Source organism: Nocardioides sp. TF02-7, assembly GCF_022437945.1.
Classification (GTDB): Bacteria; Actinomycetota; Actinomycetes; order Propionibacteriales; family Nocardioidaceae; genus Nocardioides.
The window spans coordinates 1,905,747-1,927,637 of record NZ_CP092535.1 but is presented as its reverse complement, the minus strand read 5'-3'; the positions used below and the strand labels follow the sequence as shown (position 1 = coordinate 1,927,637).

General features: G+C 73.8%; 21 protein-coding genes and 1 pseudogene. 10 read left to right on the top strand and 12 right to left on the bottom strand.

Going from position 1 to position 21,891, the window contains the following annotated elements; all coding sequences use genetic code 11:
• Positions 1 to 175: 175 nt before the first annotated feature.
• Positions 176 to 1,438, bottom strand: coding sequence for a sigma-70 family RNA polymerase sigma factor (locus MF408_RS09850; protein ID WP_240251221.1), 1,263 nt, complete (start codon positions 1,436 to 1,438; stop codon positions 176 to 178).
• Between the two features lie 7 nt (positions 1,439 to 1,445).
• Positions 1,446 to 1,805 carry a YciI family protein gene (locus MF408_RS09845; RefSeq protein ID WP_240251220.1) on the bottom strand — a complete coding sequence of 120 codons (360 nt, stop codon included), beginning with the start codon at positions 1,803 to 1,805 and terminating at the stop codon, positions 1,446 to 1,448.
• Positions 1,806 to 1,931: 126 nt separating this feature from the next.
• Here MF408_RS09845 and MF408_RS09840 point away from each other — a divergent pair, with 126 nt between their 5' ends.
• Positions 1,932 to 3,221, top strand: coding sequence for an MFS transporter (locus MF408_RS09840; RefSeq protein WP_240251806.1), 1,290 nt, complete (start codon positions 1,932 to 1,934; stop codon positions 3,219 to 3,221).
• On the opposite strand, the gene MF408_RS09835 is transcribed toward MF408_RS09840, so the two are convergent.
• The 4 genes from MF408_RS09835 to MF408_RS09820 all read right to left on the bottom strand — a co-directional run bounded on the left by MF408_RS09835 (position 3,185) and on the right by MF408_RS09820 (position 5,766).
• Positions 3,185 to 3,697: a DUF664 domain-containing protein gene (locus tag MF408_RS09835; protein WP_240251219.1), complete on the bottom strand. Its 513-nt coding sequence runs from the start codon at positions 3,695 to 3,697 to the stop codon at positions 3,185 to 3,187. The genes MF408_RS09840 and MF408_RS09835 overlap by 37 nt on opposite strands.
• Positions 3,698 to 3,796: 99 nt before the next feature.
• Positions 3,797 to 4,642, bottom strand: a complete 846-nt coding sequence (locus tag MF408_RS09830) for an MBL fold metallo-hydrolase (protein ID WP_240251218.1) — start codon at positions 4,640 to 4,642, stop codon at positions 3,797 to 3,799.
• On the bottom strand, positions 4,639 to 5,508 hold the full coding sequence (locus MF408_RS09825; protein WP_275693389.1) for an alpha/beta fold hydrolase: 870 nt from the start codon (positions 5,506 to 5,508) through the stop codon (positions 4,639 to 4,641). Before MF408_RS09825 ends, MF408_RS09830 begins: the two co-directional genes overlap by 4 nt.
• Positions 5,509 to 5,607: 99 nt before the next feature.
• The gene (locus MF408_RS09820) at positions 5,608 to 5,766 is read right to left on the bottom strand and encodes a hypothetical protein (RefSeq protein ID WP_240251216.1); all 159 of its coding nucleotides are present in this window, start codon (positions 5,764 to 5,766) and stop codon (positions 5,608 to 5,610) included.
• A gap of 140 nt (positions 5,767 to 5,906) precedes the next feature.
• Between MF408_RS09820 and MF408_RS09815 the strand changes: the two genes are divergently transcribed.
• Entirely contained in the window at positions 5,907 to 6,602 is a 696-nt protein-coding gene (locus tag MF408_RS09815; protein WP_240251215.1) for an AraC family transcriptional regulator, read from the top strand.
• On the opposite strand, the gene MF408_RS09810 is transcribed toward MF408_RS09815, so the two are convergent.
• Positions 6,547 to 7,068 (bottom strand): DNA starvation/stationary phase protection protein, encoded by a 522-nt coding sequence (locus MF408_RS09810; RefSeq protein ID WP_240251214.1) that lies wholly within the window; start codon positions 7,066 to 7,068, stop codon positions 6,547 to 6,549. The genes MF408_RS09815 and MF408_RS09810 overlap by 56 nt on opposite strands.
• A gap of 234 nt (positions 7,069 to 7,302) precedes the next feature.
• Between MF408_RS09810 and MF408_RS26830 the strand changes: the two genes are divergently transcribed.
• Positions 7,303 to 9,111, top strand: a complete 1,809-nt coding sequence (locus tag MF408_RS26830; protein ID WP_345893891.1) for an ATP-binding cassette domain-containing protein — start codon at positions 7,303 to 7,305, stop codon at positions 9,109 to 9,111.
• A 31-nt stretch (positions 9,112 to 9,142) separates the two neighbouring features.
• Here the strand turns inward: MF408_RS26830 and MF408_RS09795 are convergent, their stop codons facing one another.
• The gene (locus tag MF408_RS09795) at positions 9,143 to 10,444 is read right to left on the bottom strand and encodes a cytochrome P450 (protein WP_240251212.1); all 1,302 of its coding nucleotides are present in this window, start codon (positions 10,442 to 10,444) and stop codon (positions 9,143 to 9,145) included.
• Between the two features lie 94 nt (positions 10,445 to 10,538).
• On the opposite strand from MF408_RS09795, the pseudogene MF408_RS09790 reads away from it, so the two are divergent.
• From MF408_RS09790 to MF408_RS09780, 3 genes and pseudogenes are all read left to right on the top strand, one after another.
• Positions 10,539 to 11,265 (top strand): annotated as a pseudogene (locus MF408_RS09790) (beta-phosphoglucomutase family hydrolase).
• Positions 11,262 to 13,805: a glycoside hydrolase family 65 protein gene (locus MF408_RS09785; protein WP_240251211.1), complete on the top strand. Its 2,544-nt coding sequence runs from the start codon at positions 11,262 to 11,264 to the stop codon at positions 13,803 to 13,805. Before MF408_RS09790 ends, MF408_RS09785 begins: the two are co-directional and overlap by 4 nt.
• Positions 13,806 to 14,055: 250 nt before the next feature.
• On the top strand, positions 14,056 to 15,489 hold the full coding sequence (locus tag MF408_RS09780; RefSeq protein ID WP_240251210.1) for an MFS transporter: 1,434 nt from the start codon (positions 14,056 to 14,058) through the stop codon (positions 15,487 to 15,489).
• A gap of 949 nt (positions 15,490 to 16,438) precedes the next feature.
• Here the strand turns inward: MF408_RS09780 and MF408_RS09775 are convergent.
• The 4 genes from MF408_RS09775 to MF408_RS09760 form a co-directional block, all read right to left on the bottom strand.
• On the bottom strand, positions 16,439 to 17,098 hold the full coding sequence (locus MF408_RS09775) for a response regulator transcription factor (RefSeq protein ID WP_240251209.1): 660 nt from the start codon (positions 17,096 to 17,098) through the stop codon (positions 16,439 to 16,441).
• A complete protein-coding gene (locus MF408_RS09770) occupies positions 17,095 to 18,396 on the bottom strand; it encodes a histidine kinase (protein ID WP_240251208.1) in 1,302 nt (433 codons plus the stop codon). The genes MF408_RS09775 and MF408_RS09770 overlap by 4 nt, the downstream gene beginning before the upstream one ends.
• 39 nt (positions 18,397 to 18,435) lie before the next feature.
• Positions 18,436 to 18,957 carry a hypothetical protein gene (locus MF408_RS09765; RefSeq protein ID WP_240251207.1) on the bottom strand — a complete coding sequence of 174 codons (522 nt, stop codon included), beginning with the start codon at positions 18,955 to 18,957 and terminating at the stop codon, positions 18,436 to 18,438.
• 82 nt (positions 18,958 to 19,039) lie between these two features.
• Positions 19,040 to 19,483 carry a hypothetical protein gene (locus MF408_RS09760; RefSeq protein ID WP_240251206.1) on the bottom strand — a complete coding sequence of 148 codons (444 nt, stop codon included), beginning with the start codon at positions 19,481 to 19,483 and terminating at the stop codon, positions 19,040 to 19,042.
• 149 nt (positions 19,484 to 19,632) lie between these two features.
• Between MF408_RS09760 and MF408_RS09755 the strand changes: the two genes are divergently transcribed.
• Genes MF408_RS09755 through MF408_RS09740 form a run of 4 tightly spaced genes read left to right on the top strand, consistent with a single transcriptional unit; the run spans position 19,633 to position 21,760 of the window.
• Positions 19,633 to 20,409: a GH25 family lysozyme gene (locus tag MF408_RS09755; protein WP_240251205.1), complete on the top strand. Its 777-nt coding sequence runs from the start codon at positions 19,633 to 19,635 to the stop codon at positions 20,407 to 20,409.
• A gap of 4 nt (positions 20,410 to 20,413) precedes the next feature.
• Positions 20,414 to 20,788, top strand: coding sequence for a thioredoxin (gene trxA, locus MF408_RS09750; protein ID WP_240251204.1), 375 nt, complete (start codon positions 20,414 to 20,416; stop codon positions 20,786 to 20,788).
• The gene (locus tag MF408_RS09745) at positions 20,785 to 20,934 is read left to right on the top strand and encodes a hypothetical protein (RefSeq protein WP_240251203.1); all 150 of its coding nucleotides are present in this window, start codon (positions 20,785 to 20,787) and stop codon (positions 20,932 to 20,934) included. The genes trxA and MF408_RS09745 overlap by 4 nt, the downstream gene beginning before the upstream one ends.
• Positions 20,891 to 21,760 (top strand): LLM class flavin-dependent oxidoreductase, encoded by an 870-nt coding sequence (locus tag MF408_RS09740; protein ID WP_240251202.1) that lies wholly within the window; start codon positions 20,891 to 20,893, stop codon positions 21,758 to 21,760. Before MF408_RS09745 ends, MF408_RS09740 begins: the two co-directional genes overlap by 44 nt.
• Positions 21,761 to 21,891: the final 131 nt, after the last annotated feature.

The window sequence follows — 21,891 nt, the reverse complement described above, 5'->3', positions numbered from 1 at the left end:
CGACGAGCGCGACGTCGCAGCCCTTGGCGGCCAGCCGCTGCGCGGTCACCCGGCCGATGCCACTGCCGGCACCGGTCACGACCGCCACCCGTCCCTCGAGCCGTCGCATCCCGTCCTCCTCGCTCGAAAATTAGAACCTGTTATAGCGGTTCCGGCGGACGGGCGCGACGGCCGGTCACCCGGGGCGCTCGTCGACGACGAGCTCGCCGCGCCGGCGGGTGAGGTAGGCGCGCTCGGCGGTGTTGTCGGTCGCGGCGAGCGCCGCGTCGTACGCCTCGCGCGCCTCGGCGCTCCGGGCGAGGCGGCGCAGCAGCTCGGCCCGGGTGACGTGGAACGCGTGGTACGACGCCAGCGCGGGCGTCGCCGCCACCAACCGGTCGACCTCGGCGAGCGCGACCTCCGCACCGTCGAGCTCCGCGACCGCGACGGCCCGGTTGAGGCGGACGATCGGGGACGGATCGATCGTCAGCAGCCGGTCGTAGAGCGCGACGACCTGCGACCAGTCGGTGTCGGCCGCCGTCGGGGCGTCGGTGTGGACCGCGTTGATCGCGGCGAGCAGCTGGTAGCGCCCGGGACGGTTGCGGGCCAGGCACTCGCGAACGAGCGCGTGGCCCTCGGCGACCAGCCGGCGGTCCCAGCCGCCGCGGTCCTGCTCGGCCAGCGACACCAGCACGCCGTCGCGCACCCGTGCCTCGCGCCGGGCCTCGGTGAGGACCAGCAGCGCGAGCAGGCCGGTGACCTCGGGCTCGTCGGGCAGCAGCCGGTGGAGCACCCGGGCCAGCCGGATCGCCTCGCCGGTGAGCTCGGCGCGCACCGCGTCGCCGGGGCCGGTGGACAGGTAGCCCTCGTTGAAGACCAGGAACAGCACGGCCAGCACGGCGTCGAGCCGGTCGGGGAGGTCCTCGGCCGACGGCACCCGGTAGGGGATCCGTGCGCCCGCGATCTTCTTCTTCGCCCGGGTCATCCGCTGCGCCATCGTCGTCTCGGGGACGAGGAACGCCTGGGCGATCTCGGCCACGGTCAGCCCGCCCAGCAACCGCAGGGTGAGCGCGATCCGCGCCTCCGGCGCCAGCGCCGGGTGGCAGCAGGTGAAGATCAGCCGCAGCCGGTCGTCCTCGACCGGTCCGGTCGGCTCGTGGGGTGTGTCGTCGTGCAGCATGGCGGCCGCCCGGTGCTTGGCGTCCCGCTGGTTCTCCCGGCGCAGGCGGTCGATCGCGCGGTTGCCCGCGGTAGTCGTCAGCCAGCCGCCCGGGTTGGGCGGCACGCCGGACCCCGGCCACTTCTCGAGCGCCGCGACCAGGGCCTCCCCGGCGGCCTCCTCGGCGATGTCGATGTCGCCGAACCGACGCACGAGCGAGGCGATCAGCCGTCCGTACTCCTCACGGAAGACCCGTTCGACCTCGGCGGTCGTCGAGGAGGCCGCACCAGCGGTCGGCATCGCCCGCTCAGGCCTCGGGCTCGGCCTGGAACGGGCGGACCTCGACCCGACCCTGGCAGGCCTTCGAGCCGGCGGCGGCGTACTCCAGCGCCTTGTCGAGGTCGGGCACGTCGATGATCCAGAAGCCGCCGATGTGCTCCTTGGTCTCCAGGTAGGGGCCGTCGGTCACGACCGGCCGGTCACCGGCTCCGTCCACGACGGTGGCCGTCGTCGCCGACTCCAGACCTCCCCCGAACACCCACACACCGTCGGACTGGAGCCGCTCGTTGAAAGCGCCGACCGCGGCGAACATCTCCTGCATCGTCTCGGGCGGGACCGCGGCGTACTGCTCGTCGTTGCCGTGGACCGAAAGCAGGTACTGAGCCATGTCGTCCTCCTCGCTTCGCGGCGGTCCCGGCGACCGCCTCTTGCCCCCTCCACGAACGGGGTGCGCTCGACACGACACCCTCGCAGAAAATCCCTCCCCCGTGGTTCGTAGCATCGCCGGGTGAGGATGCGGGGGTTCCTGGCCGACACCCGGCCGCTCGGCAACCCGCACTTCCGGCGGCTGTGGACGGCCAACATCATCACGGTCGTCGGGGCGCAGCTCACCGTGGTCGCGGTGCCCGCCCAGATCTACGCCGAGACCGGCTCGTCGGCGTACGTCGGGCTCACCGGCGTGTTCGGCCTGGTGCCGCTCGTGGTCTTCGGGCTGTGGGGCGGGGCGCTCGCCGACGTGTTCGACCGGCGCACGCTCCTCGTGATCACCACCTCCGGCCTGATCGGCACGAGCGCCCTGTTCTGGCTGCAGGCCGCGCTCGGCGGCGCGAACGTGTGGCTGCTGCTGACGCTCTTCGCCGTCCAGCAGGCGTTCTTCGCCGTCAACCAGCCCACCCGCAGCGCGGTGCTGCCGCGGCTGCTGCCCGACCACCTGCTCCCGGCGGCGAACTCGCTCAACGCCACGGTGTTCCAGGCCGGTGCGATCGCCGGCCCGCTGGTCGGCGGGATCCTCATCCCGGTGCTCGGCTACTCCTGGCTCTACCTCGTCGACACCATCACCCTGTTCGCCACGTTGGGTGCGGTGGTGCGGCTGCCGGCGCTGCCCGTCGAGGGCGCCGCGCGCGGCACGCCGGGGCTGCGGTCGGTCATCGAGGGCGTCGCCTACCTGCGCGGCCACCCCGTGCTGATGATGTCGTTCGTCGTCGACATCATCGCGATGGTCTTCGGGATGCCGCGCGCCCTCTTCCCCGAGATCGCGCACGAGGGCTTCGGCGGGCCGTCGGAGGGCGGGTTGGAGTTCGCGCTGCTCTTCGCGGGCATCCCGGCGGGGGGCGGTGGTCGGCGGCGTGTTCTCCGGCTGGGTGTCGCGGATCGTGCACCAGGGCCGCGCCGTCGTGGTGAGCATCCTCGTGTGGGGCGTCGCGATGGTCGGCTTCGGTCTCGCGGTGGCCGGCGCGGCCGCGTGGCCAGCGCTCGCCGCCGGCTTCCTCGGCGCCGCGGTCGCGATGCTGGTCGTCGGGGGTGCGGCCGACATGGCCTCGGCCGCCTTCCGCAGCAGCATGCTGCAGAGCGCCGCCGCCGACGAGGTGCGCGGCCGGCTGCAGGGGATCTTCATCGTGGTCGTCGCCGGCGGCCCGCGCGTCGCCGACGTCGCCCACGGGGCCGCGGCGGCCACCGTGGGCACCGCCGCCGCGGCGGCGGGCGGGGGGGCGTGCTCGTCGTCGTGGGCACCGTCGTCGCGGCGCTCGCCGCGCCGGTGTTCTGGCGCTACCGGGTCGCGCGCTCGAGCAACCCCTTGACGTAGGCCGCCTGCCCCACGTGCTGGGTGCAGTCGTTGACCACGCTCACCAGCCGGACCCCCAGCGTCACCGGCGGGTCCCACCGGGTGTCGACCACGCGGTCGAGGTCGTCGGGCCCCACCGTCCGCACGAACGCGAGCGTCGCCTCGTGCGTGGCGCGGTGGTAGTCGCGCAGCAGCTCCGCCGGGGCACGCACGGCCGCCACCTGCTCGGCGGTGTGCCCGAACCCGATGTCGCCCGGCTCGAGCGGCAGCCCGAACCGGTCGGCGTACCCGCCGGAGTGCCACACCTGCTCGGTGCCCGCGACGTCGGCGACGTGGTCGTCCTGCACGCGGGTCAGGTGCCACACCAGCCAGGCGACCGGGTTGGCGCCGGGGGCTGGAGGTGCGGCCAGCGTGCCCTCGTCGAGCCCGTCGAGCACCGCTTCGACGTCGTCGAGCACCCGCCCGAAGGCGTCGGTCAGGAGATCTGCGGGAGTCATGCCGCGACAGTACGACGGCGGGGGGCCGGGTGGGCAGGGCGCAGGCCGGCAGAGGGGTGTAACTCAGTGTTCCGTCGACTACCCGGGTGCTCGGACCGGTCACAGCACCCGAGGTAGTGCACCGAACACTGAGTTACACCACTCGCGGCGCCCCTCAGACGACCGTCGGCTCCCCCCCGGCACCAGCCAGCGCAGCCTGTCCCGCACGTGCCCGGCCGCTGCGGCGACCGCGCGTTCGACGCCGGCCCGGCCGTCGACGAAGTGGCTCCACCCGTCGACGTGCACCGGCACCGCCGTCCGGGCGCCGGTCAGCGCGACCAGCTCGACGGCCCGGCGACCGGTCATCGTGTAGCGGAGCGGCCCGGTCACCGGGAACCGGACGCCTCCGGCGTGCACGACGACCACGTCGATCGGGTCGACCGGGTCCGCCGCGAGCGCGCGGGCGGTGCGGCGGACCGCCCGGCTGAGGACGGTGTCGCCGGTGATCCACAGCGACTCGGTGCCGGAGCGCACCTCGAAGCCGACCACCTCACCGACCACCGGCCGCGACAGCGGCGGGCCGTGCCGGGCCGGGGTCGCCGTGACGGTCACCGGCGGCCGTCCGGCCGCCTCGAGCGCGGTGGTCGCTCCGGGTCGGAGGCCACGGACGTCCGGCAGCCGCAGCCGCCGGGCGCCGCTGCGGGTGGTGACCACCGTCGGCACCCGGGCCAGCAGCTCCCGGCCGGTCCGGTCGAGGTTGTCGGCGTGGTGGTCGTGGGTGAGCAGCACCGCGTCGAGCGGCGGCAGCTCGTCCACGTCGAGGGCGGGACCGGCCAGCTTGTCCGAGGACGTGCCCCAGCCGAAGTCGTAGTGGCCGCCGGGCCGGTCGAACGTCGGGTCCGTGAGCAGCCGTCGGCCGGCGATCTCGACCAGGAGGGTCGGCCCGCCGACGTGGGTGAGGATCATGCGGCGTGGGCGAGCGCCCACTCGAGCACCTCGTCGGCGACCCGCTGCCAGCCGGCCTGGGCGGGGAGGAGGTGGCAGAAGCCGTCGTACTGCCGGACCTCGGTGACGGTGTCGGACTTGTAGTGCTTCGCGTTCGACCGCTGCACCGCGGGCGGCATGATGTGGTCGTCCGACGCCGACACGAAGAGCAGCGGGGCGCGCTTGTCGTTCTCGTAGTCGACCCAGGTGTCCTGGTGGCCCGGCTGGAAGTTGGCGAGCACGCTGCCCCAGAGGATGCCGCCGTTGGCCGGGACGTGGTAGCGCTCGTACGCCGCGCGCGCCTCGTCCTCGGGGAAGGTGTTGGTGAAGGCGTAGCGCCACTGCTCGTAGGTGAGGCCGACCGCCCGCTTGCGGTTGGCGGGGTTCTTGAGCACCGGGAACGTCGACCGCACCTGCGAGGCCGGCACGACCCGCACGCCCTCGGTCGGCGCGGAGCAGATCGCCGCGCCGGCGGCGCCGTAGCCGTGGTCGAGCAGGATCTGGGTGAACGCTCCGCCCGCGGAGTGGCCGATGATGACCGGCGGCCGGTCGAGCCCGCTGACGACCCCCTCGAGGGCGGCGATGATGTCCGGGACGGTGAGGTCGAGGATGGCCTGCGGGTCGGACCGCAGTCCCTCGACCTCGACCTCGAAGCCCGGGTAGCCGGGTGCGAGCACGCGGTAGCCGCGGTTCTCGTAGTGGGTGATCCAGTGTTCCCAGCTGCGGGGGAGTGACCCAGAAGCCGTGCACCAGGACGATCGTGTCGGGGGGCCATGACGTGTCCTCTCGCGTCGGGTGGGACCAAGTCTGGGAACGATCGGGTTCCCCGACACCTCGCTGACCGCCATACTTCGGACAGATCGGGACAGGAGGTGTCCGGTGCGCCGACATCGCGTCGCCGTCCTCGCCCTGCCCGGCACCTTCGTGCTCGACCTGGCCGTCGCCGCTCAGGTGTTCGGGCGCCGGCCGTCGGTGTTCACGAAGATCCGCGACGAGCCGGACCCGCCGTACGACGTGCGGGTCTGCGGTCCTGCGGGGGTGGAGACGTCGCTGGGGTTCTCGCTCGGCGAGCTCTGCCCGGTGTCGGACGTCGAGGAGGCCGACACGGTCGTCGTCCCGGGGCTGGAGGCGCCGTGGGAGCCGCAGGACCCCGGCGTGCTCGACGCCGTCCGCCGCGCCGCCGCGCGCGGGGCGCGGCTGGTGTCGCTGTGTGCCGGTGCGTTCGTGCTCGGCCAGGCGGGGGGTCGTGGACGGTCGTCGGGTCGCGACCCACTGGGCCCTCGCCGAGGAGTTCCGTGCGGCCTTCCCGCGGGCAGAGCTGGTCGAGCACGCGTTGTACGTCGACGACGGCCAGGTGCTCTCCTCGGGCGGGATGCTCGCGTCGACCGACCTGTGCCTCTACATCCTCACCGCCGACCACGGGCAGGCCTACGCCAACGACGTCTCGCGGGTGCTGATCAGCCCCCCGCACCGGGTCGGCGGGCAGGCCCTCTACGCGAAGCTGCTCGCGCGGCCGGCGGCGGGCTCGCTGGCGCCGGTCATGTCGTGGCTGCTGGAGAACCTCGCCGAGTCGCTGTCCCTGGAGCGGGTCGCGGCCCGGGCGCACATGAGCCCCCGCACGCTCGAGCGGCGGTTCCGCTCCGAGACCGGCGACAGCCTGCAGGCCTGGATCACCCCGCCGCCGGGTCGAGCGCGCGCGGGCGATGCTGGAGGACTCGGCGCTGACGGTCACCGAGATCGCCTACGCCACCGGCTTCGGCTCACCGGAGTCGATGCGGCGGCACTTCGTGGTGCACACCGGCGCGAGCCCGCGCGCCTACCGGTCGGCGTTCCGCGCGCCGGCGGCGGCGCCGGCGACGAGCTAGCGGCGGTCGGGCGACGCGCCCTCAGACGACGATCGACTCCGGCACGCTCCGGCCGGCGACCCGGTTCTCGGCGCTGACCATCCAGGCGAGCTGCTCGAGGCGCTCGATGACGGTGTGCAGCAGGTCGGCGGTCGTCGGGTCGGCGCGGTCGACGTCGTCGTGGATCCGGCGGGCGGTGCTGACCACGGCGTAGAGGGAGGCGGTGATCTTGTCGACGACCTCGGCGCTGTCGACCTCGCCGCGGGGGAACGGCGGCAGGCTGGTCTGGGCGGCGACCCGGGCCGCGCTGCCGTCGGGGACGACGTAGACCGCGCGCATCCGCTCGGCGACCTCGTCGCCGAACTCGCGGGCGGCGTCGACGACCTCGTCGAGCTGGAGGTGGAGGTCGCGGAAGTTGGGGCCGATGACGTTCCAGTGCGCCTGCTTGCCCTGGAGGGCCAGGTCGCTCAGGTCGACGAGCAGCTGCTGGAGGTGCTCGGCGACCTGCTGGTCGGCCTGGTACGCCGGGTGGGTGACGTGCTTCTCGCGGTGCAGGGTGGCCACGGTGATGTCTCCTTCGCTGGGCTCTGTCCTCGGGGACCGGTCCGGCCCCCGTCGCTGAACCCAGTCTCCCACCTTTTTCTTGAACGGTTCCAGACAAGCGAGCCTTGCCTAACTCGTGGCGCCAAGCCCGGTCGTCAGCGATGAAAACCGGTGTCGGTGCCTGTCCCTACCGTGGCAACGTCGGCAGGAGCGACGCTTGCGATCCGTGCGTACCGGAGGGTGGAGAAGGACGAGATGACCGAGATGATCCGCGCGAGCGGACTGGTGAAGCGCTACAAGGCGGTCGAGGCGCTGGGGGGTCTCGACCTCGCGGTGCCCGAGGGGAAGGTGCTCGCGCTGCTGGGCCCCAACGGCGCCGGCAAGACGACGGCCGTGCGGTGCCTGACGACGCTGCTGCGGCCCGACGAGGGCACGGCGACCGTCGCCGGCGTCGACGTGCTCGCCGACCCGGTGGGCGTCCGCGCCCGGATCGGCCTGTCGGGGCAGTACGCCGCGGTCGACGAGCACCTGACGGCCTACGAGAACCTGGTGATGATCGGGCGGCTCTACCACCTGGGGCGGGCGCGCGCCCAGGAGCGGGCGAAGGAGCTGCTGGAGCGGTTCGACCTCACCGAGTTCGCCGACCGGCCGACCAAGACCTACTCCGGCGGCCAGCGTCGCCGGCTCGACCTGGCCGGCGCGCTGGTCGCCGAGCCGCCCGTGATCGTGCTCGACGAGCCGACCACCGGTCTCGACGTGCGCAGCCGCCAGCAGATGTGGGACGTGATCCGCGAGCTGGTCGGCTCCGGCACCACGCTGCTGCTGACCACGCAGTACCTCGAGGAGGCCGACCGGCTGGCCGACGACATCGTCGTGATCGACCACGGCCGCGCCATCGCGCAGGGCACGGCCGACGAGCTGAAGGCCCGCACCGGGGGGCGAGCGGATCGAGGTCGTGCTCGCCGACGCCGAGGACCGCGACGCCGCGGCCCGGGTGCTGGCCGAGGTCGCCGTGGGCGAGGTGCGGGTCGGCGACAACGGCCGCGAGCTCACCGCCGCCGTGCAGGGCACGGGCACCGCCGACCTGCTGCGGGTGCTGCAGGGCTTCGAGCGCGAGACCGTCACCGTGCTCGACGTCGGGCTCCGCCGCCCCACCCTCGACGACGTCTTCCTCGCCCTCACCGGCCGCGCCGCCGAGGAGGACGGCGCCGGCACCACCGGTGCGAGCACCGACGAGACCGAGAAGGAGCTGGCCCGATGAGCGCCACGCAGGCCCTGTCCGACGGCTGGGTGGTCGCCCAGCGCAACCTGATCAAGATCAAGCGGGTGCCCGAGGTGCTCGTCTTCGTGCTGATCAGCCCGATCATGTTCGTGCTGCTCTTCGCGTTCGTCTTCGGCGGCGCGATCAGCACCGGCAGCGACGTCAGCTATCGCGAGTTCCTCATCGCCGGCATCTTCGCCCAGACGGTGGTGTTCGGAGCCACGTTCACCGGCGCCGGGCTGGCCGAGGACATGCAGAAGGGCATCATCGACCGGTTCCGGTCGCTGCCGATGTCACGGTCGGCCGTCCTCGTCGGCCGCACCACCTCCGACGTGGTCTACAACGTGCTGTCGCTGATCATCATGGCGCTCACCGGCCTGCTCGTCGGGTGGCGCATCCGGGAAGGTGTCCTCGACGCCATCCTCGGGTTCGCGCTGCTGCTCGTCTTCGCCTACGCGATCAGCTGGGTGATGGCCTTCGTCGGCCTGCTCGTCCCGAGCGTCGAGGTGATCAACAACGCCTCGTTCATCGTGATCATGCCGCTGACGTTCCTGTCCAACGCGTTCGTCCCGCTCAAGGACTTCGACGGCGTGCTGCACACGATCGTCGCGTGGAACCCGGTCTCGGCGCTCACCGAGGCATCTCGCCAGTTGTTCGGCAACGCCGACCCTCGCATGCTCGACGGCACCGACGCCTGGTCGATGCAGCACCCGGTCCTCTACACGCTCATCTGGGTGGTGCTGATCCTTGCGGTCTTCATGCCCCTGTCGGTCCGGCAGTACCGGCTGTCGTCCAGCAAGTGAGGCACGCGTCGGCGCCTGGCCCGGCGACGGGTCAGGCGCTGACGTCCTCGAGGCTCATCCCGTACAGGGCGACCGGCAGCGCCTCCACGCCGTAGACCGCCGACAGCTTCCGGAACCCCAGCTGGTCGTCGTCCGCGGCGACCGCGAGGTCGGGGAACCGCTCGGCGAGCATCCGCAGCGCGGTGCGCAGCTCCATCCGGGCCAGCTCCGCACCGACGCAACGGTGCATCCCCCAGCCGAAGGACAGGTGCCGCACCGGCTCCCGAGTGGGGTCGAACCGGTCGAGGTCGGGCCCGAGCCGCGGGTCGCGGTTGGCCGCCATCAGCGAGACGCCGACCGCGTCGCCGGCCTTGATCGTCACGCCGCCCACGGTGGCGTCGCGCTTCGCGAACCGCAGGAACGCGAGCTGCACGACGCACAGGTGGCGCAGCAGCTCCTCGACGACCCGCTCGACGGACTCCGGGTCCGAGCGCAGCATCCGCCCCGCCTCGGGCGTGGTGGCGATCAGGTAGGCACCGAGCGCCAGCATCGACGCCGAGGTCTCGTAGCCCCCGAGGAAGACGCCGTCGGCGATGCCGCCGAGGGTGACGTCGTCGAGGTCGTCGCCGTGCTCGACGAGCAGCGCCCCGATCAGGCCGTCGCCGGGGTTGCTGCGCTGCTCGCGCACCGCGTTGATGAGGAACTCCCGCGTGTGCGCGGCCGCGCCGAACGCACCGGCGCCACCCTCGCTGAGGTCGAACCGCGCCACGCCCAGCTCGAGGAACCGGGCGCGGTCCTCGACCGGCAGGCCGAGCAGGTCGCAGATCACGTCGAACGGCACCGCGAACGCGAACTCCTGCACCAGGTCGACGTCGGGCCCGGCGGCCGCCATCGCGTCGAGCCGGGCCTCCACGATCGCCTCGATGCCCGGCTGGAGCCGTTGGAGGCGGCGCATCGTGAACTCCGGCGTGAGGTACTTCCGCAGCTGGGTGTGCAGCGGCGGGTCGGTCATGCCCAGCCCGCCGATCTGCTCCTCCGGGGAGCGGCCGTCCTGGGAGACGAACTGCCCCAGGTCGTTGGACCACGTGTCGGGGTCGCCGGCCAGCACCTCGCGCGCCTCGTCGTACCCGCTGACCAGCCAGACCCCCTTGCCGAACATGTCCGCCAGCTTCGTCACCGGCTCGGTGTCGCGGACCTCCGCGAGCGCGGGCAGCGGGTCGAGACCGTCGCGCCGCAGGGGCAGCGTCACGGAGTCGGGGAGGAAGCGCAGCTTCCGCAGGTCGATGCCGTCGCGCATCGTCCGCTCGAGCAGCCACTTGCCGACCCGCTTCTTGATCGGCCTCAGGAGCACCATGCCCGGTATTCCACCAGACCTACCCATCGAAGGCGTGAGTATCCGCACCCATTTCACCCCGAACCGGCCCTGAGGCATCCCCTACGCTGGCCGCGTGGCCGCAGTGACCTGGGACCAGTACGACGCCGTCCTCTTCGACCTCGACGGGGTGGTGACGCCGACCGCCGAGGTGCACATGCGGGCGTGGTCGGCGATGTTCAACGACTACCTGTCGACCGCGCACCCCGACCAGCCGCCGTACACAGAGCAGGACTACTACGACCACGTCGACGGCAAGCCCCGCTACGACGGCGTGCGCACCTTCCTACTGTCCCGGGGGATCGACCTGCCGGAGGGCGACCCCTCCGACGGACCCGACGCCGAGACCGTGTGCGGCCTCGGCAACCGCAAGAACTCCTTCTTCGCCCAGGTGCTCAGCGACGAGGGCGTCGAGGCCCTACCCCGGCTCGGTGCGGCTGCTCGAGGCCCTCGAGCAGCGCGGGATCCCCATGGCGATCGTGTCGTCGTCGCGCAACGCCCCCGCCGTGCTCGAGGCGGCCGGCATGACCCGGTTCTTCGGCGAGGTGATGCACGGCGGCGTGGCCGCCGAGCGCAACCTGCAGGGCAAGCCGGCGCCGGACACGTTCCTCGCCGCCGCCTCCGACCTGGGCGCCGGCCCCGAGCGGTCGGTCGTGCTCGAGGACGCGATCAGCGGCGTGCAGGCCGGCGCCGCCGGGCGGTTCGGCCTGGTGGTCGGCGTCGACCGCGGCGCCGGGGTGGAGGCGCTCACCGAGGCCGGCGCCGACGTCGTGGTCGCCGACCTGGCGGAGCTGCTCCCGTGACCCCGGGGTACGACGGCCCGTCCCACGTCGCCCCGCCGGTCGCCGACCCGCTCGACCGGAGCCGGTTCCCCGTCGACGAGTGGCGGTTGGTCGAGAAGCGGTTCTCCGCCGACGACCACGGCGTCACCGAGGCGCTGTTCGCCGTCGGCAACGGCTACCTCGGGCTGCGCGGCAACTACTCCGAGAGCCGCGACGCCCACGTCGAGGGCACCTACATCAACGGCTTCCACGAGACCTGGCCGATCCTCCACGCCGAGGAGGCCTACGGCTTCGCGCGCGTCGGGCAGACGATCGTCAACGCACCGGACCCCAAGGTGATCCGGCTCTACGTCGACGACGAGCCGCTGCAGATCTCCGTCGCCGACATGCTCGACTACGAGCGGGCCCTCGACTTCCGGTCGGGCGTGCTGTCGCGCGAGCTGATCTGGCGCACGCCCGGCGGCAAGCGGGTGCGGGTGCGGTCGACGCGGATGGTGCCGCTCGCGCAGCGCCACCTGGCGGTGCTCACCTTCGAGGTCGAGCTCCTCGACCAGAAGGCGTCGATCGCGATCTCCTCCCAGATGCTCAACCGGCAGGACATCCGGCCCGAGTTCGGCGACCCCGGCGCCCCGGAGCACGCCGACCCGCGCAAGGCCGACCGGTTCGACCGCCGCGTGCTGCTCCCGGTGATCAGCTCCGCCGACGCCGAGACCGGCCGGCTGCGGCTGGGCTACCGCACCGCCGAGAGCGGGATGACCATCGGCGTGGTCGCCGACCACGACCTCGACACGGACTCGGCGTACTCCATGGGCGTCCAGGCCGAGGACGACATGGCGAAGGTGATCTACCGGATCGCCGGCGAGCCCGGCGTACCGGTCCGGTTGACCAAGCTGGTGTCGTTCCACACCGCCAGCTCGGTGCCGCCGCGGGAGCTGATCGACCGCTGCGAGCGCACCCTCGACCGCACCCACGAGCAGGGCCTGCAGCACCAGTACGACGAGCAGCGGCAGTGGCTCGACGACTTCTGGGCCCGCTGCGACGTGGAGATCCCCGGCCACCCCGACCTGCAGCAGGCCGTGCGGTGGAACCTCTTCTCGATCTGCCAGGCGTCGGCTCGCGCCGAGGACCAGGGCATCGCCGCGAAGGGGGTGACCGGGTCGGGCTACGGCGGCCACTACTTCTGGGACACCGAGATCTACGTGATGCCGTTCCTGACCTACACGATGCCGTGGGCCGCCCGCAACGCCCTGCGGTTCCGCTACCGGCTGCTCGACTCCGCGCGGTCGCGGGCCCGCGAGCTGGCGCAGCGCGGCGCCCTGTTCCCCTGGCGGACGATCAACGGCCACGAGGCGTCGGCGTACTACGCCGCCGGCACCGCGCAGTACCACATCGACGCCGACATCGCCTACGCCCTCAGCCAGTACGTCGGCGCCACCGGTGACGACGACTTCCTCTGCCGCGAGGCGATCGACATCTTCGTGGAGACCGCGCGGCTGTGGGCCGACCTCGGGTTCTGGCGCGACGAGAACCGGCGGACGTTCCACATCCACGGTGTCACCGGGCCCGACGAGTACACGACCGTCGTCAACGACAACCTGTACACCAACGTCCTCGCGCGTTTCAACCTGCGCCGGGCCGCCCAGGCCGTGTGGCAGCTGGAGCGCGAGGACCCCGAGGCCTACGAGGAGATGGCGCGCCGCACCGGCCTCGACCCCGACGAACCGCACGAGTGGGCCGAGTGCGCCAAGGGGATGCAGATCCCCTACGACGAGCACCTCGGCATCCACCCGCAGGACCTGCACTTCCTCGAGCGCGAGATGTGGGACCTCGAGCGGACGCCGCTGGAGAAGCGGCCCCTGCTGCTGCACTACCACCCGCTGGTGATCTACCGGTTCCAGGTGCTCAAGCAGGCCGACGTGGTGCTCGCGCTCTACCTGCAGGGCGAGGAGTTCACCCCCGAGCAGAAGCGCGCCAACTTCGAGTACTACGACCCGATCACCACCGGCGACTCGACGCTGTCGGCGGTCGTGCAGTCGATCATCGCCGCGGAGGTCGGGTACGCCGACCTGGCGCTGCGCTACTTCCACGCCGCCCTCTTCGTCGACCTCGACAACCGGCACGGCAACACCTCCGACGGCGTCCACGTCGCCTCCACCGGCGGCGTGTGGGGCGCGCTGGTCGCCGGCTTCGGCGGGTTCCGCGACCTCGGCGCCGCGAAGGGCGACGACCAGTGGTGCATCGACCCCCGGCTCCCCGCCAGCTGGGGAGTCCCTCACCTACCGGCTGACCCTGCGCGGCACCCGGGTGCGGGTGACGGTGCGCGCCACCGAGCTCGAGCTCGCCGTCGAGAGCGGCACCGGCCCCCCTCACCTTCAACGTCCGCGACGAGCACGTCACCGTCAAGCAGGGCGCGCCGGTCGTCGTACCCCCTCACCCACCAGGGCCCCCGCCTCGCCGGCGAACCGCCGCACCCCGCCGGCATCCAACGCGCCGACGGCACCGTGATCACCGCGATCGTGCCCTCCGGCGACGACCCGCCGGACGCGTTGTCGACCAGCTGAGGGGTTGGGCGGCGGGGGGCGGGGGGCGGCCGGCCGACGGCGGCAGCGGCCGCGCCGTGCGGCCCACCCCACGTGAGGTTTCCCCGGCCGACCGGGGAAACCTCAACATGTCGGGCAAAGCAATGCCGGACAAGTGGAGGTTTTGCCCGTCACGTCCCCCCCGCAGCCCACCCGGCGACGTACGCCGCCCGGCCGCGCGGACCGGCCGGATCGCGGTCCGGGAGACCAACGTCACCGACCCCATCCTGAGATGCGGCGCGGGTGGGCGGGCGCCCCGGCGTTGACTGGCGCCGTGGTGTCGAGCCGGCCTGCGGAGCTGCCCGCGCACGACCGCGTCAGCGGGGCGCGGCGGTGGGGCATGCTCGCGGTCGGCACGGCGGCGCAGGCGGCGTCGGCGACGATGGTGCACGGGCCGGCGTTCCTCATCCCCGTCCTCCACGACCGGCTGGGCCTGAGCCTCGCGGAGGCGGGGCTGGTCGCTGCCGCGCCGATGGCCGGCCTGATGTGCACCCTCGTCCTGTGGGGCGTCGTCGTCGACCGGCGGGGTGAGCGGTTCGCCCTGCTCGCCGGGCTGCTCGGCACGACCGCGGCCGGGGCGGGCGCGGCCGCGGCCGAAGGGGTGTGGTGGACGGCGGCGGCGCTGTTCGGCGCCGGGGCCGCCGCGGCGGCGACCAACTCGGCGTCCGGCCGGGTCGTCGTCGGGTGGTTCCCGCCGGAGCGGCGCGGGCTGGCGATGGGCATCCGGCAGTGCGCCCAGCCGCTCGGCGTCGGTGTCGCGGCGCTGACGATGGCGGTGCTCGCCGACCGGCACGGACCGCACGCGGCGCTCTGGCTCCCGGTCGCCGCGACGGCCGTCGCCGCGGTGCTCGTCGCCGTCGCCGTCATCGACCCGCCCCGGCCCGCCGCGGAGGAGGCGGTCGCCGCGCCCAACCCCTACCGCGGCGACGGCTACCTCGCCCGGATCCACGCGGCCTCCGTGCTGCTCGTCGTGCCCCAGTTCGTGGTGTGGACCTTCGGCCTCACCTGGCTCGTCGACGACCTCGGCTGGTCGGCGGGCCTCGCGGGCGCCGTCGTCGCCGGCAGCCAGCTCGGCGGCGCGCTCGGCCGGATCGGCGCCGGCCACCTCTCCGACCTGGTCGGCGGCCGGATGCGGCCGATGCGCTGGATCGCCTGGGCGGCGGTCGCCACGATGCTCGCCCTCGGCGCCGCAGCCGCGGTGCCGGGCGAGGCGGCCGCCGCAGCGGCGGTCGTGCTGCTCGTCGTCGCGTCGGCGGTCACCGTCGCCGACAACGGCCTCGCCTACACCGCCGTCGCCGAGCGGTCCGGCCCGTTCTGGTCGGGCCGGGCGCTCGGCGTGCAGAACTACGGCGCAGAACGTCGTCGCCGCCGCCGTCCCGCCGGTGGCGGGCGTCGTGATCACGCAGTGGGGGTACGGCGCCGCGTTCGCGCTCTCCGCCCTGCTCCCGCTCGCCGCGTCCCGGGTGGTCCCGGTCGCCCAGGAGCGCGGCGTCGGCTGAGCGTCCCGCCGGGTCGCCTCACCGGGACCGCAGCGCGTGCGCCCGCTCGGCGAGCAGGTGGACCACCGCCGTCGCGACCACCAGACCGGCCGCGAGCTCCGCCGCGTGGACGAGGCTCATCGTCGCCGTGGGTCGGGCATCGGGCTCGCCCGCGCCCAGCGAGGTGAACAGCCACCACGCCCCCCATCCGGTCAAGGTGCCGGAGCCGGTCCAGGCCAGGGCGAGCGGGAGCCGGAGGCCGCCCCCCGGGCGGAAGGCCAGGAGCAGCACGCCGGCCACCGCGGCCACGGCGAAGGGCACGAACGCCGCGCTGGCGAGGAGGCTGTCGCGGCTGCGCTCGTCGACGATCGCCTGGCTGAGCCCGACCGTCGCTCCGAGCGCCCACGCGGTCTGCAGGACCACGGGCACCGAGCCGACGAGGGCGGCGACGACGGCGCTGACGCGCAGCGCGGGCAGCGTGGGCGAGAGCCGGCGCTCGACCGACCCGTCCCGCAAGAGCGTCGCCCAGCGGCGGCGAGCGTGGACGACGAAGAGCGTGCCGAGCGCCACGGCCTGGATCCCGAACCCGGTGTAGACGACGGTGAACACCCACGGCTGGAGGAACGTCGGGGCGTCGGGGCTGGACGCACCCCCGGGGTCGAGCAGGTTCGCGGCGACCTGCAGCGGGAAGCCGACCAGGATCGGTCCCAGCAGCCCGCAGGCCAGCCAGGTCGGAGCGAGGAGCAGCCACGCCGGGACGCGGCGGCCCCACGGGCGGGTCAGCATGCAGGCGAGCACGACCACGGCCGAGTCCATCCCGACCGTGAGGGCGTTGACGAGGCGCATCGTGGTCGCGTGGTCGGTGTCGAGCAGCTCGCTGCCCGCGGGGGATGCCCACGGTGCTGCCGCTGATCCACGCCAGCTTGAGCACCAGGTAGGGGACGCAGGACACGACCGCGACGACGAAGGCCACCCGCTGCACGGAGCTGACCTGCTCCCGAGCGGTGACGTCCGGTCCGGCGACGAGGGTGGGTGTCTGGCTCATGCCGCCGACGATGCCGCGACGCAGGCCGGCGTACGTCGGCCGCAGGGCCCGCCGTGGTCATCCTCGAGGATGACGACGGCCGGGCGGCACGCTCAGCCTCCTGGGCGGACCAGGCCGCACTCGTAGGCGAGCACCACCAGCTGGACGCGGTCGCGCAGACCGAGCTTGGACAGCAGCCGGCCGACGTGGGTCTTGACGGTCGCCTCGGAGAGGTAGAGCCGCTGGGCGATCTCCGCGTTCGAGGCGCCGGTGGCGACCTCGAGGAGCACCTCGTGCTCACGCTCGGTGAGGCGCGACATCTCGGGAGGCAGGCGGGACGGCCCCGGCAGCGCCGGGACCACGTGGTCGAGCATCCGCCGGGTGGTGGTCGGCGCGATGACCGCGTCCCCGCGGTGGACGGTGCGGATCGCCGCGACCAGGTCCTCCGCCCGCGTGCTCTTGAGCAGGAACCCGCTGGCTCCGGCGCGCAGCGCGGCGAACGCGCTCTCGTCGAGGTCGAAGGTCGTCAGCACGACGACTCGGGGCGGGTCGGGGAGCGCGAGGATCCGCTCGGTGGCCTCGATGCCGTCCATCTCCGGCATCCGGACGTCCATCAGCACCACGTCGACCGGCGTCGTCCGGACCAGCGACAGCGCCTCACGACCCGTGCCCGCCTCCCCGGCGACCGTCAGGTCGTCCTGGGAGCCGATGATCATCGCGGTTCCCGACCTGACCAGCTCCTGGTCGTCGGCGACCAGCACACGGATGCTCACGGGGACTCCGATCCGAGGGGGTAGGGGATCCGGGCCTCGACGCGGAACCCGTCGTCGGCGGGACCGGCCGCCAGGCTGCCGCCCAGCAGCTCCAGCCGGGTGCGCATGCCGACCAGTCCCCGTCCCGACGGCTCCGCGCCGGGTCCGGTGGGTCGGGTGGGCCGGCCGTCGTCGCGGACGTCGATGCGCAGCGCGTCCTGCTCCCACCGGACGCCGAGCTCGGCCGTCGCCGCGGGGCCGGCGTGCTTGAGCACGTTGGTCAGCGACTCCTGCACCACCCGGTAGGCGGCCAGCTCCCCCGCACCGCCGAGCGACCGCGGCTCGCCGTGCACGCGACAGTGGACCGTGGCGCCCGCCGCCCTGACGCCGTCGACGAGCGCGGGGAGGTCGGCCAGTGTCGGCTGCGGCGGTGCGTGGGGCTCGGCGCCGTCCGGGTCCAGCGCGTCGAGCATCCCGCGCATCCCCCGCATCGCGTCCTGACCGGTGCGGGCGATCGTCTCCAGGACGACCGCCGTCACCGCGGGGTCGCGCCGCGCCATCATCCGTCCGCCCTCGGCCTGGCTCACCATCACCGAGAGCGAGTGGGACACGATGTCGTGCAGCTCCCGCGCGATCCGCTCCCGCTCCCCGCGCAGCACGTCCTCGGCGTGGCGGCGGCGGTCCTCCTCCTCGCGCGCCGCCCGCTCCTCGAGGGCGAGGACGTACTGCGTCCGGACCCGGCGGAACCGGCCCAGCGCCCAGGGTGCGAGCACCGCCGACACGGCCGAGGCGAGCACCAGCAGCGGCCAGCTCGCCGCCGCGCTGGCCGGCTGCTGGTCGCCGGTGAGCCCGATGCCCGCCTCGGAGGCCCAGAGCCGGCCGAGGGCGAGGACGGTGCCGACGACCGCGACGCCGAGCGCCCGTGTCGACGTCGTCGAGGGGCACCGGGCGGCGACGGTGTAGAGCGCGACGGGGAACACCACCATGGTGGGCAGCACGATCGGCGGCAACGGGCCGTCGTAGGCGCGAGCAGTGGCGCCGCCGAGGTCGGGGAGCAGGACGAGCAGCAGCGCCAGGGCGCTGACCACGCCGAACACCAGTCGCGGCGACTGCCGGCGCACCACGACGGCGAGGTGCCCGACGACGAGGGCGGCGACGACCGCGGCCTGGGCCGCCGCCGGCCATCCCCCGTCGAGCACCGCCTCCACGCCCACCGGCAGGAGCAACGCGGCGAGCACCGCCGCGAGCACGCCGTCGGCGAGCCAGGGTCGCCGGCGGGACCACTCATCCACCGTGGCCAGGCCCCGAGCGCCGTCCATCGCGCCATCGTAGGACGGAGCGGCCGGGCTCCCGCGTCGTCAGCAGCACCGGTGCCGACGGCGGTAGTCGATCGTCACCGCGGCGAGCAGCGGGGCCCACGCCACCATCGGCAGGTAGAGGAGCCCGACCACGGTGGTCCCGGTGGGGGTCAGGTCGTCGTGCGGCACGTGCCACCAGAACGCGAGCTGCGTCCAGAGCAGAGCCAGCACCACGACGCCGGCCCAGCCGGCACGCACCACCCACCGCGGCGGCACCCGGCGCGGCATCCCCTCCCGCCACGGCCGCACCAGGACGAGCGTGAGCAGCGCGGCACCCTCGGTGACCGCGCTCAGCCCGAGGAGCCACAGCGTGCCCACCAGGTCGAGGTCCAGCTCCTCCAGGCCGGCCTCGGTGTATCCCGCGGAGAAGCCGAGCGCGAGCGCCACCCGCCACAGGGCGGAGGGCAGCGGCGTCAGCGCGGCGACGTGGGCGGCCGTGCGCGCCCAGCGCGGGGCGGGCGGCGCGGGCCGGGCGACCGGGCCGGCGGCGGGGCGGGGACGCGAGGTCGTCACGGGGTTCATCGGGTCCTCCGGAGGTAGTAGGCACAGGTGAGCCACAGCAGCAGCGGCCCCCACAGGAGGGTCGGGAGGTAGGCGCCGACCATCAGCGCGTGCCAACCAGCGCCGTCGATCCCTCGACGGAGAGCAGGCCGACCACGGTGAAGGTCCACAGGAGGACCGAGGCCAGTGCGCCGAGGGCGGCGGGGACGACGACCGCGACGGTGGGGATCCGCCGACCACGCAGCACCGGGACCCACCGGGGCACGACCTCCCCCAGGGCCTGACCATCCCGAGGGCCAGCAGGGCGAGGCCCTCGGTGAGGACCGTGAGGAGGGACGACGTACGCCGTCCCCCAGCCGGGCATGCCGTCGGCCTCGAGGTGGGCGCGGTCGAAGCCGAGGGTCAGCCCGGCGCCGAGGAGCAGCCGCCACAAGCCGGCGGGCACGACGCACCATGCGACGGCGTGGGCGGCCACCACGTGCCGGCGAGCCGGCGCCGTCGCGGTGCGGCCTGGTTGCGCCGCGGGTGGCGCGGGAGCGGTGGTCATGCGGGCCTCCTGTTCCGGACGCCGGTCGACGTCCCACCCCTGCACCGTCGCGCGCGACGGACGAGCCCCACGTCGTCCTGAGGTCGCGACCGCGTCCTCCTCGGGGATGGCGGCCGGGCTCGGCGGGACGCGCACGGGAGACTGTCGTCGTGCGACCGCTGCTGCCCGTCCTGCTCCTGGTGCTCGCCCTGACCGGGTGTGCGTCGGACGACGAACCCCCGTCGCAGAGCGGACCGTCGGCGTCGGACGGCTCACCGAGCGCAGCCACGTCGTCGACGGCGCGGCCCTCGTCCGATCCTCCAGAGCCGACCCGCACGCCGCGCCCCCGCCGGGTCCGCGGCATCGACGTCTCCCACCACCAGGGGGAGATCGACTGGCGTGCGGTCGCCGGCGACGGGGTGCGGTTCGCCTACCTCAAGGCGACCGAGGGAACGACGTTCACCGATCCGCGGTACGCCGCCAACCGGGCGGAGGCGCTCGACGCGGGGCTCCGCGTCGGTGGCTACCACTACTACTCGCTGTGCACCGCCGGCGCCGACCAGGCGGCGCACTTCGCCGACGTCCTCGGCGACGTGGCGGGGCGCCGGCACCTGCCGCCCGTCGTCGACCTCGAGCTCGCGGGCAGCTGCTCGACCCCGCCGCCGCGGGAGGAGCTGCTGGAGGAGGTGCGGGCGTTCGTCGACGTGGTCGAGCGCCGCACCGGGCGCCGCGTGGTCGTCTACGCGTTCCCCCGACTTCGAGGCGACGTACGGGTTCTCCCGGGAGATCGACCGGCGGCAGTGGGTGCGGCGGCTCGGCGACCGGCCCCCCGCCCGCGAGTGGTGGATCTGGCAGCACAGCCAGACCGGCACCGTCGCCGGCATCGCCGGCCCGGTCGACCTCGACGTCATGCTCGTGGAATAGCAGGCGTCCGGGGCAGGTTCTGAAGACATGACCACGATCGACCTCACCGCCCAGGACTTCGAGAGCACCGTGCTCGACAACGAGATCGTGCTCGTGGACTTCTGGGCCTCGTGGTGCGGCCCGTGCCGGATGTTCGCACCGATCTACGAGGAGGCCTCGGAGGCCAACCCCGACCTGGTCTTCGCCTCGATCAACACCGAGGAGGAGCAGCAGCTCTCCGCGGCTGCGCAGGTCACCTCGATCCCGACCCTCATGGCGTTCAAGAAGGGTCAGCTCGTCTTCCGGCAGGCCGGCGCGCTGCCCGCGCCCGCCCTCGCCGAGCTGATCACCGCGGTCCGCGACCTCGACGTCGAGGCGGCGATGGCCGCCGCGGCGGAGGAGAAGCCGCAGGACGAGGAGTGACGCTCCAGCTGGGGCTCGACACGTTCGGCGACGTCACCGTCGACGCCGACGGCAGGCCGGTCCCCCACCCGCAGGTGGTGCGCGACGTCGTCGAGCAGGGGCGTGCTCGCCGACCAGGTCGGCGTCGACGCGTTCGGCATCGGTGAGCACCACCGCCGCGACTTCGCGATCAGCGCCCCCGAGCTGCCGCTCGCCGCGATCGCCGCCCGCACCGAGCGGATCGTCCTCGGCACCGCGGTCACCGTGCTCAGCAGCGACGACCCGGTCCGGGTCTACGAGAAGTTCGCGACCCTCGACGCGATCTCCGGCGGCCGGGCGGAGGTGACACTGGGCCGCGGGTCGTTCACCGAGTCGTTCCCCCTGTTCGGCTTCGACCTCGCCGACTACGAGCGGCTCTTCAGCGAGAAGCTCGACCTGTTCGCGCGGCTGCAGGGCGAGGGCCGGGTCAGCTGGCAGGGCACGGTCCGCGGACCGCTCACCGACGCCCGGGTCTTCCCCACGACCGCACGCGGGTCGATCCCCACCTGGGTCGGCGTCGGCGGGTCGCCGGAGTCGGTCGTGCGGGCCGCGTCGTACGGCTTCCCCCTGATGCTCGCGATCATCGGCGGCGACCCGGCCCGGTTCGCGCCGTTCACCGACCTCTACCGTCGCGCCCTCACCGAGGTCGGCGACGGCGACACCACTCCCGACCTGCCGATCGGGGTGCACTCCCCCGGCTTCGTCGCCGAGACCGACGACGAGGCGCGCGAGCTGCTCTTCCCCCATTACCAGGCCATGCGCGACCGGATCGGCCGCGAGCGCGGCTGGCCGCGCGGCACCCGGGCGCAGTACGACGCCGAGGTCGACCACGGGGCGTTGTTCGTCGGCTCGCCCGAGACCGTCGCGCAGAAGATCGCGACGACCGTGCGGACGCTCGGCATCCAGCGGTTCGACCTCAAGTACAGCAACGGCGCCCTCCCCACGAGCACCTGATGCGGGCGATCGAGCTCTACGGCACGAAGGTCGCGCCCCGGGTGCGCGAGCTGCTCGCCGACTGACACCCCGCCGCGGCGCCGGACGGGTGCCCGGTCCGGAACCCGCGCGCAGGCTGTCGGCGGCGGGGA

Coding starts and splice junctions, on each gene's coding strand:
- MF408_RS09850 (WP_240251221.1), bottom strand. CDS start 1,438: ATGCCGACCGCTGGTGCGGCCTCCTCGACGACCGCCGAGGTCGAACGG.
- MF408_RS09845 (WP_240251220.1), bottom strand. CDS start 1,805: ATGGCTCAGTACCTGCTTTCGGTCCACGGCAACGACGAGCAGTACGCC.
- MF408_RS09840 (WP_240251806.1), top strand. CDS start 1,932: ATGCGGGGGTTCCTGGCCGACACCCGGCCGCTCGGCAACCCGCACTTC.
- MF408_RS09835 (WP_240251219.1), bottom strand. CDS start 3,697: ATGACTCCCGCAGATCTCCTGACCGACGCCTTCGGGCGGGTGCTCGAC.
- MF408_RS09830 (WP_240251218.1), bottom strand. CDS start 4,642: ATGATCCTCACCCACGTCGGCGGGCCGACCCTCCTGGTCGAGATCGCC.
- MF408_RS09825 (WP_275693389.1), bottom strand. CDS start 5,508: ATGGCGGTCAGCGAGGTGTCGGGGAACCCGATCGTTCCCAGACTTGGT.
- MF408_RS26830 (WP_345893891.1), top strand. CDS start 7,303: ATGACCGAGATGATCCGCGCGAGCGGACTGGTGAAGCGCTACAAGGCG.
- MF408_RS09795 (WP_240251212.1), bottom strand. CDS start 10,444: ATGGTGCTCCTGAGGCCGATCAAGAAGCGGGTCGGCAAGTGGCTGCTC.
- MF408_RS09780 (WP_240251210.1), top strand. CDS start 14,056: ATGCGGCGCGGGTGGGCGGGCGCCCCGGCGTTGACTGGCGCCGTGGTG.
- MF408_RS09770 (WP_240251208.1), bottom strand. CDS start 18,396: ATGGACGGCGCTCGGGGCCTGGCCACGGTGGATGAGTGGTCCCGCCGG.
- MF408_RS09765 (WP_240251207.1), bottom strand. CDS start 18,957: ATGAACCCCGTGACGACCTCGCGTCCCCGCCCCGCCGCCGGCCCGGTC.
- MF408_RS09760 (WP_240251206.1), bottom strand. CDS start 19,483: ATGACCACCGCTCCCGCGCCACCCGCGGCGCAACCAGGCCGCACCGCG.
- trxA (WP_240251204.1), top strand. CDS start 20,414: ATGACCACGATCGACCTCACCGCCCAGGACTTCGAGAGCACCGTGCTC.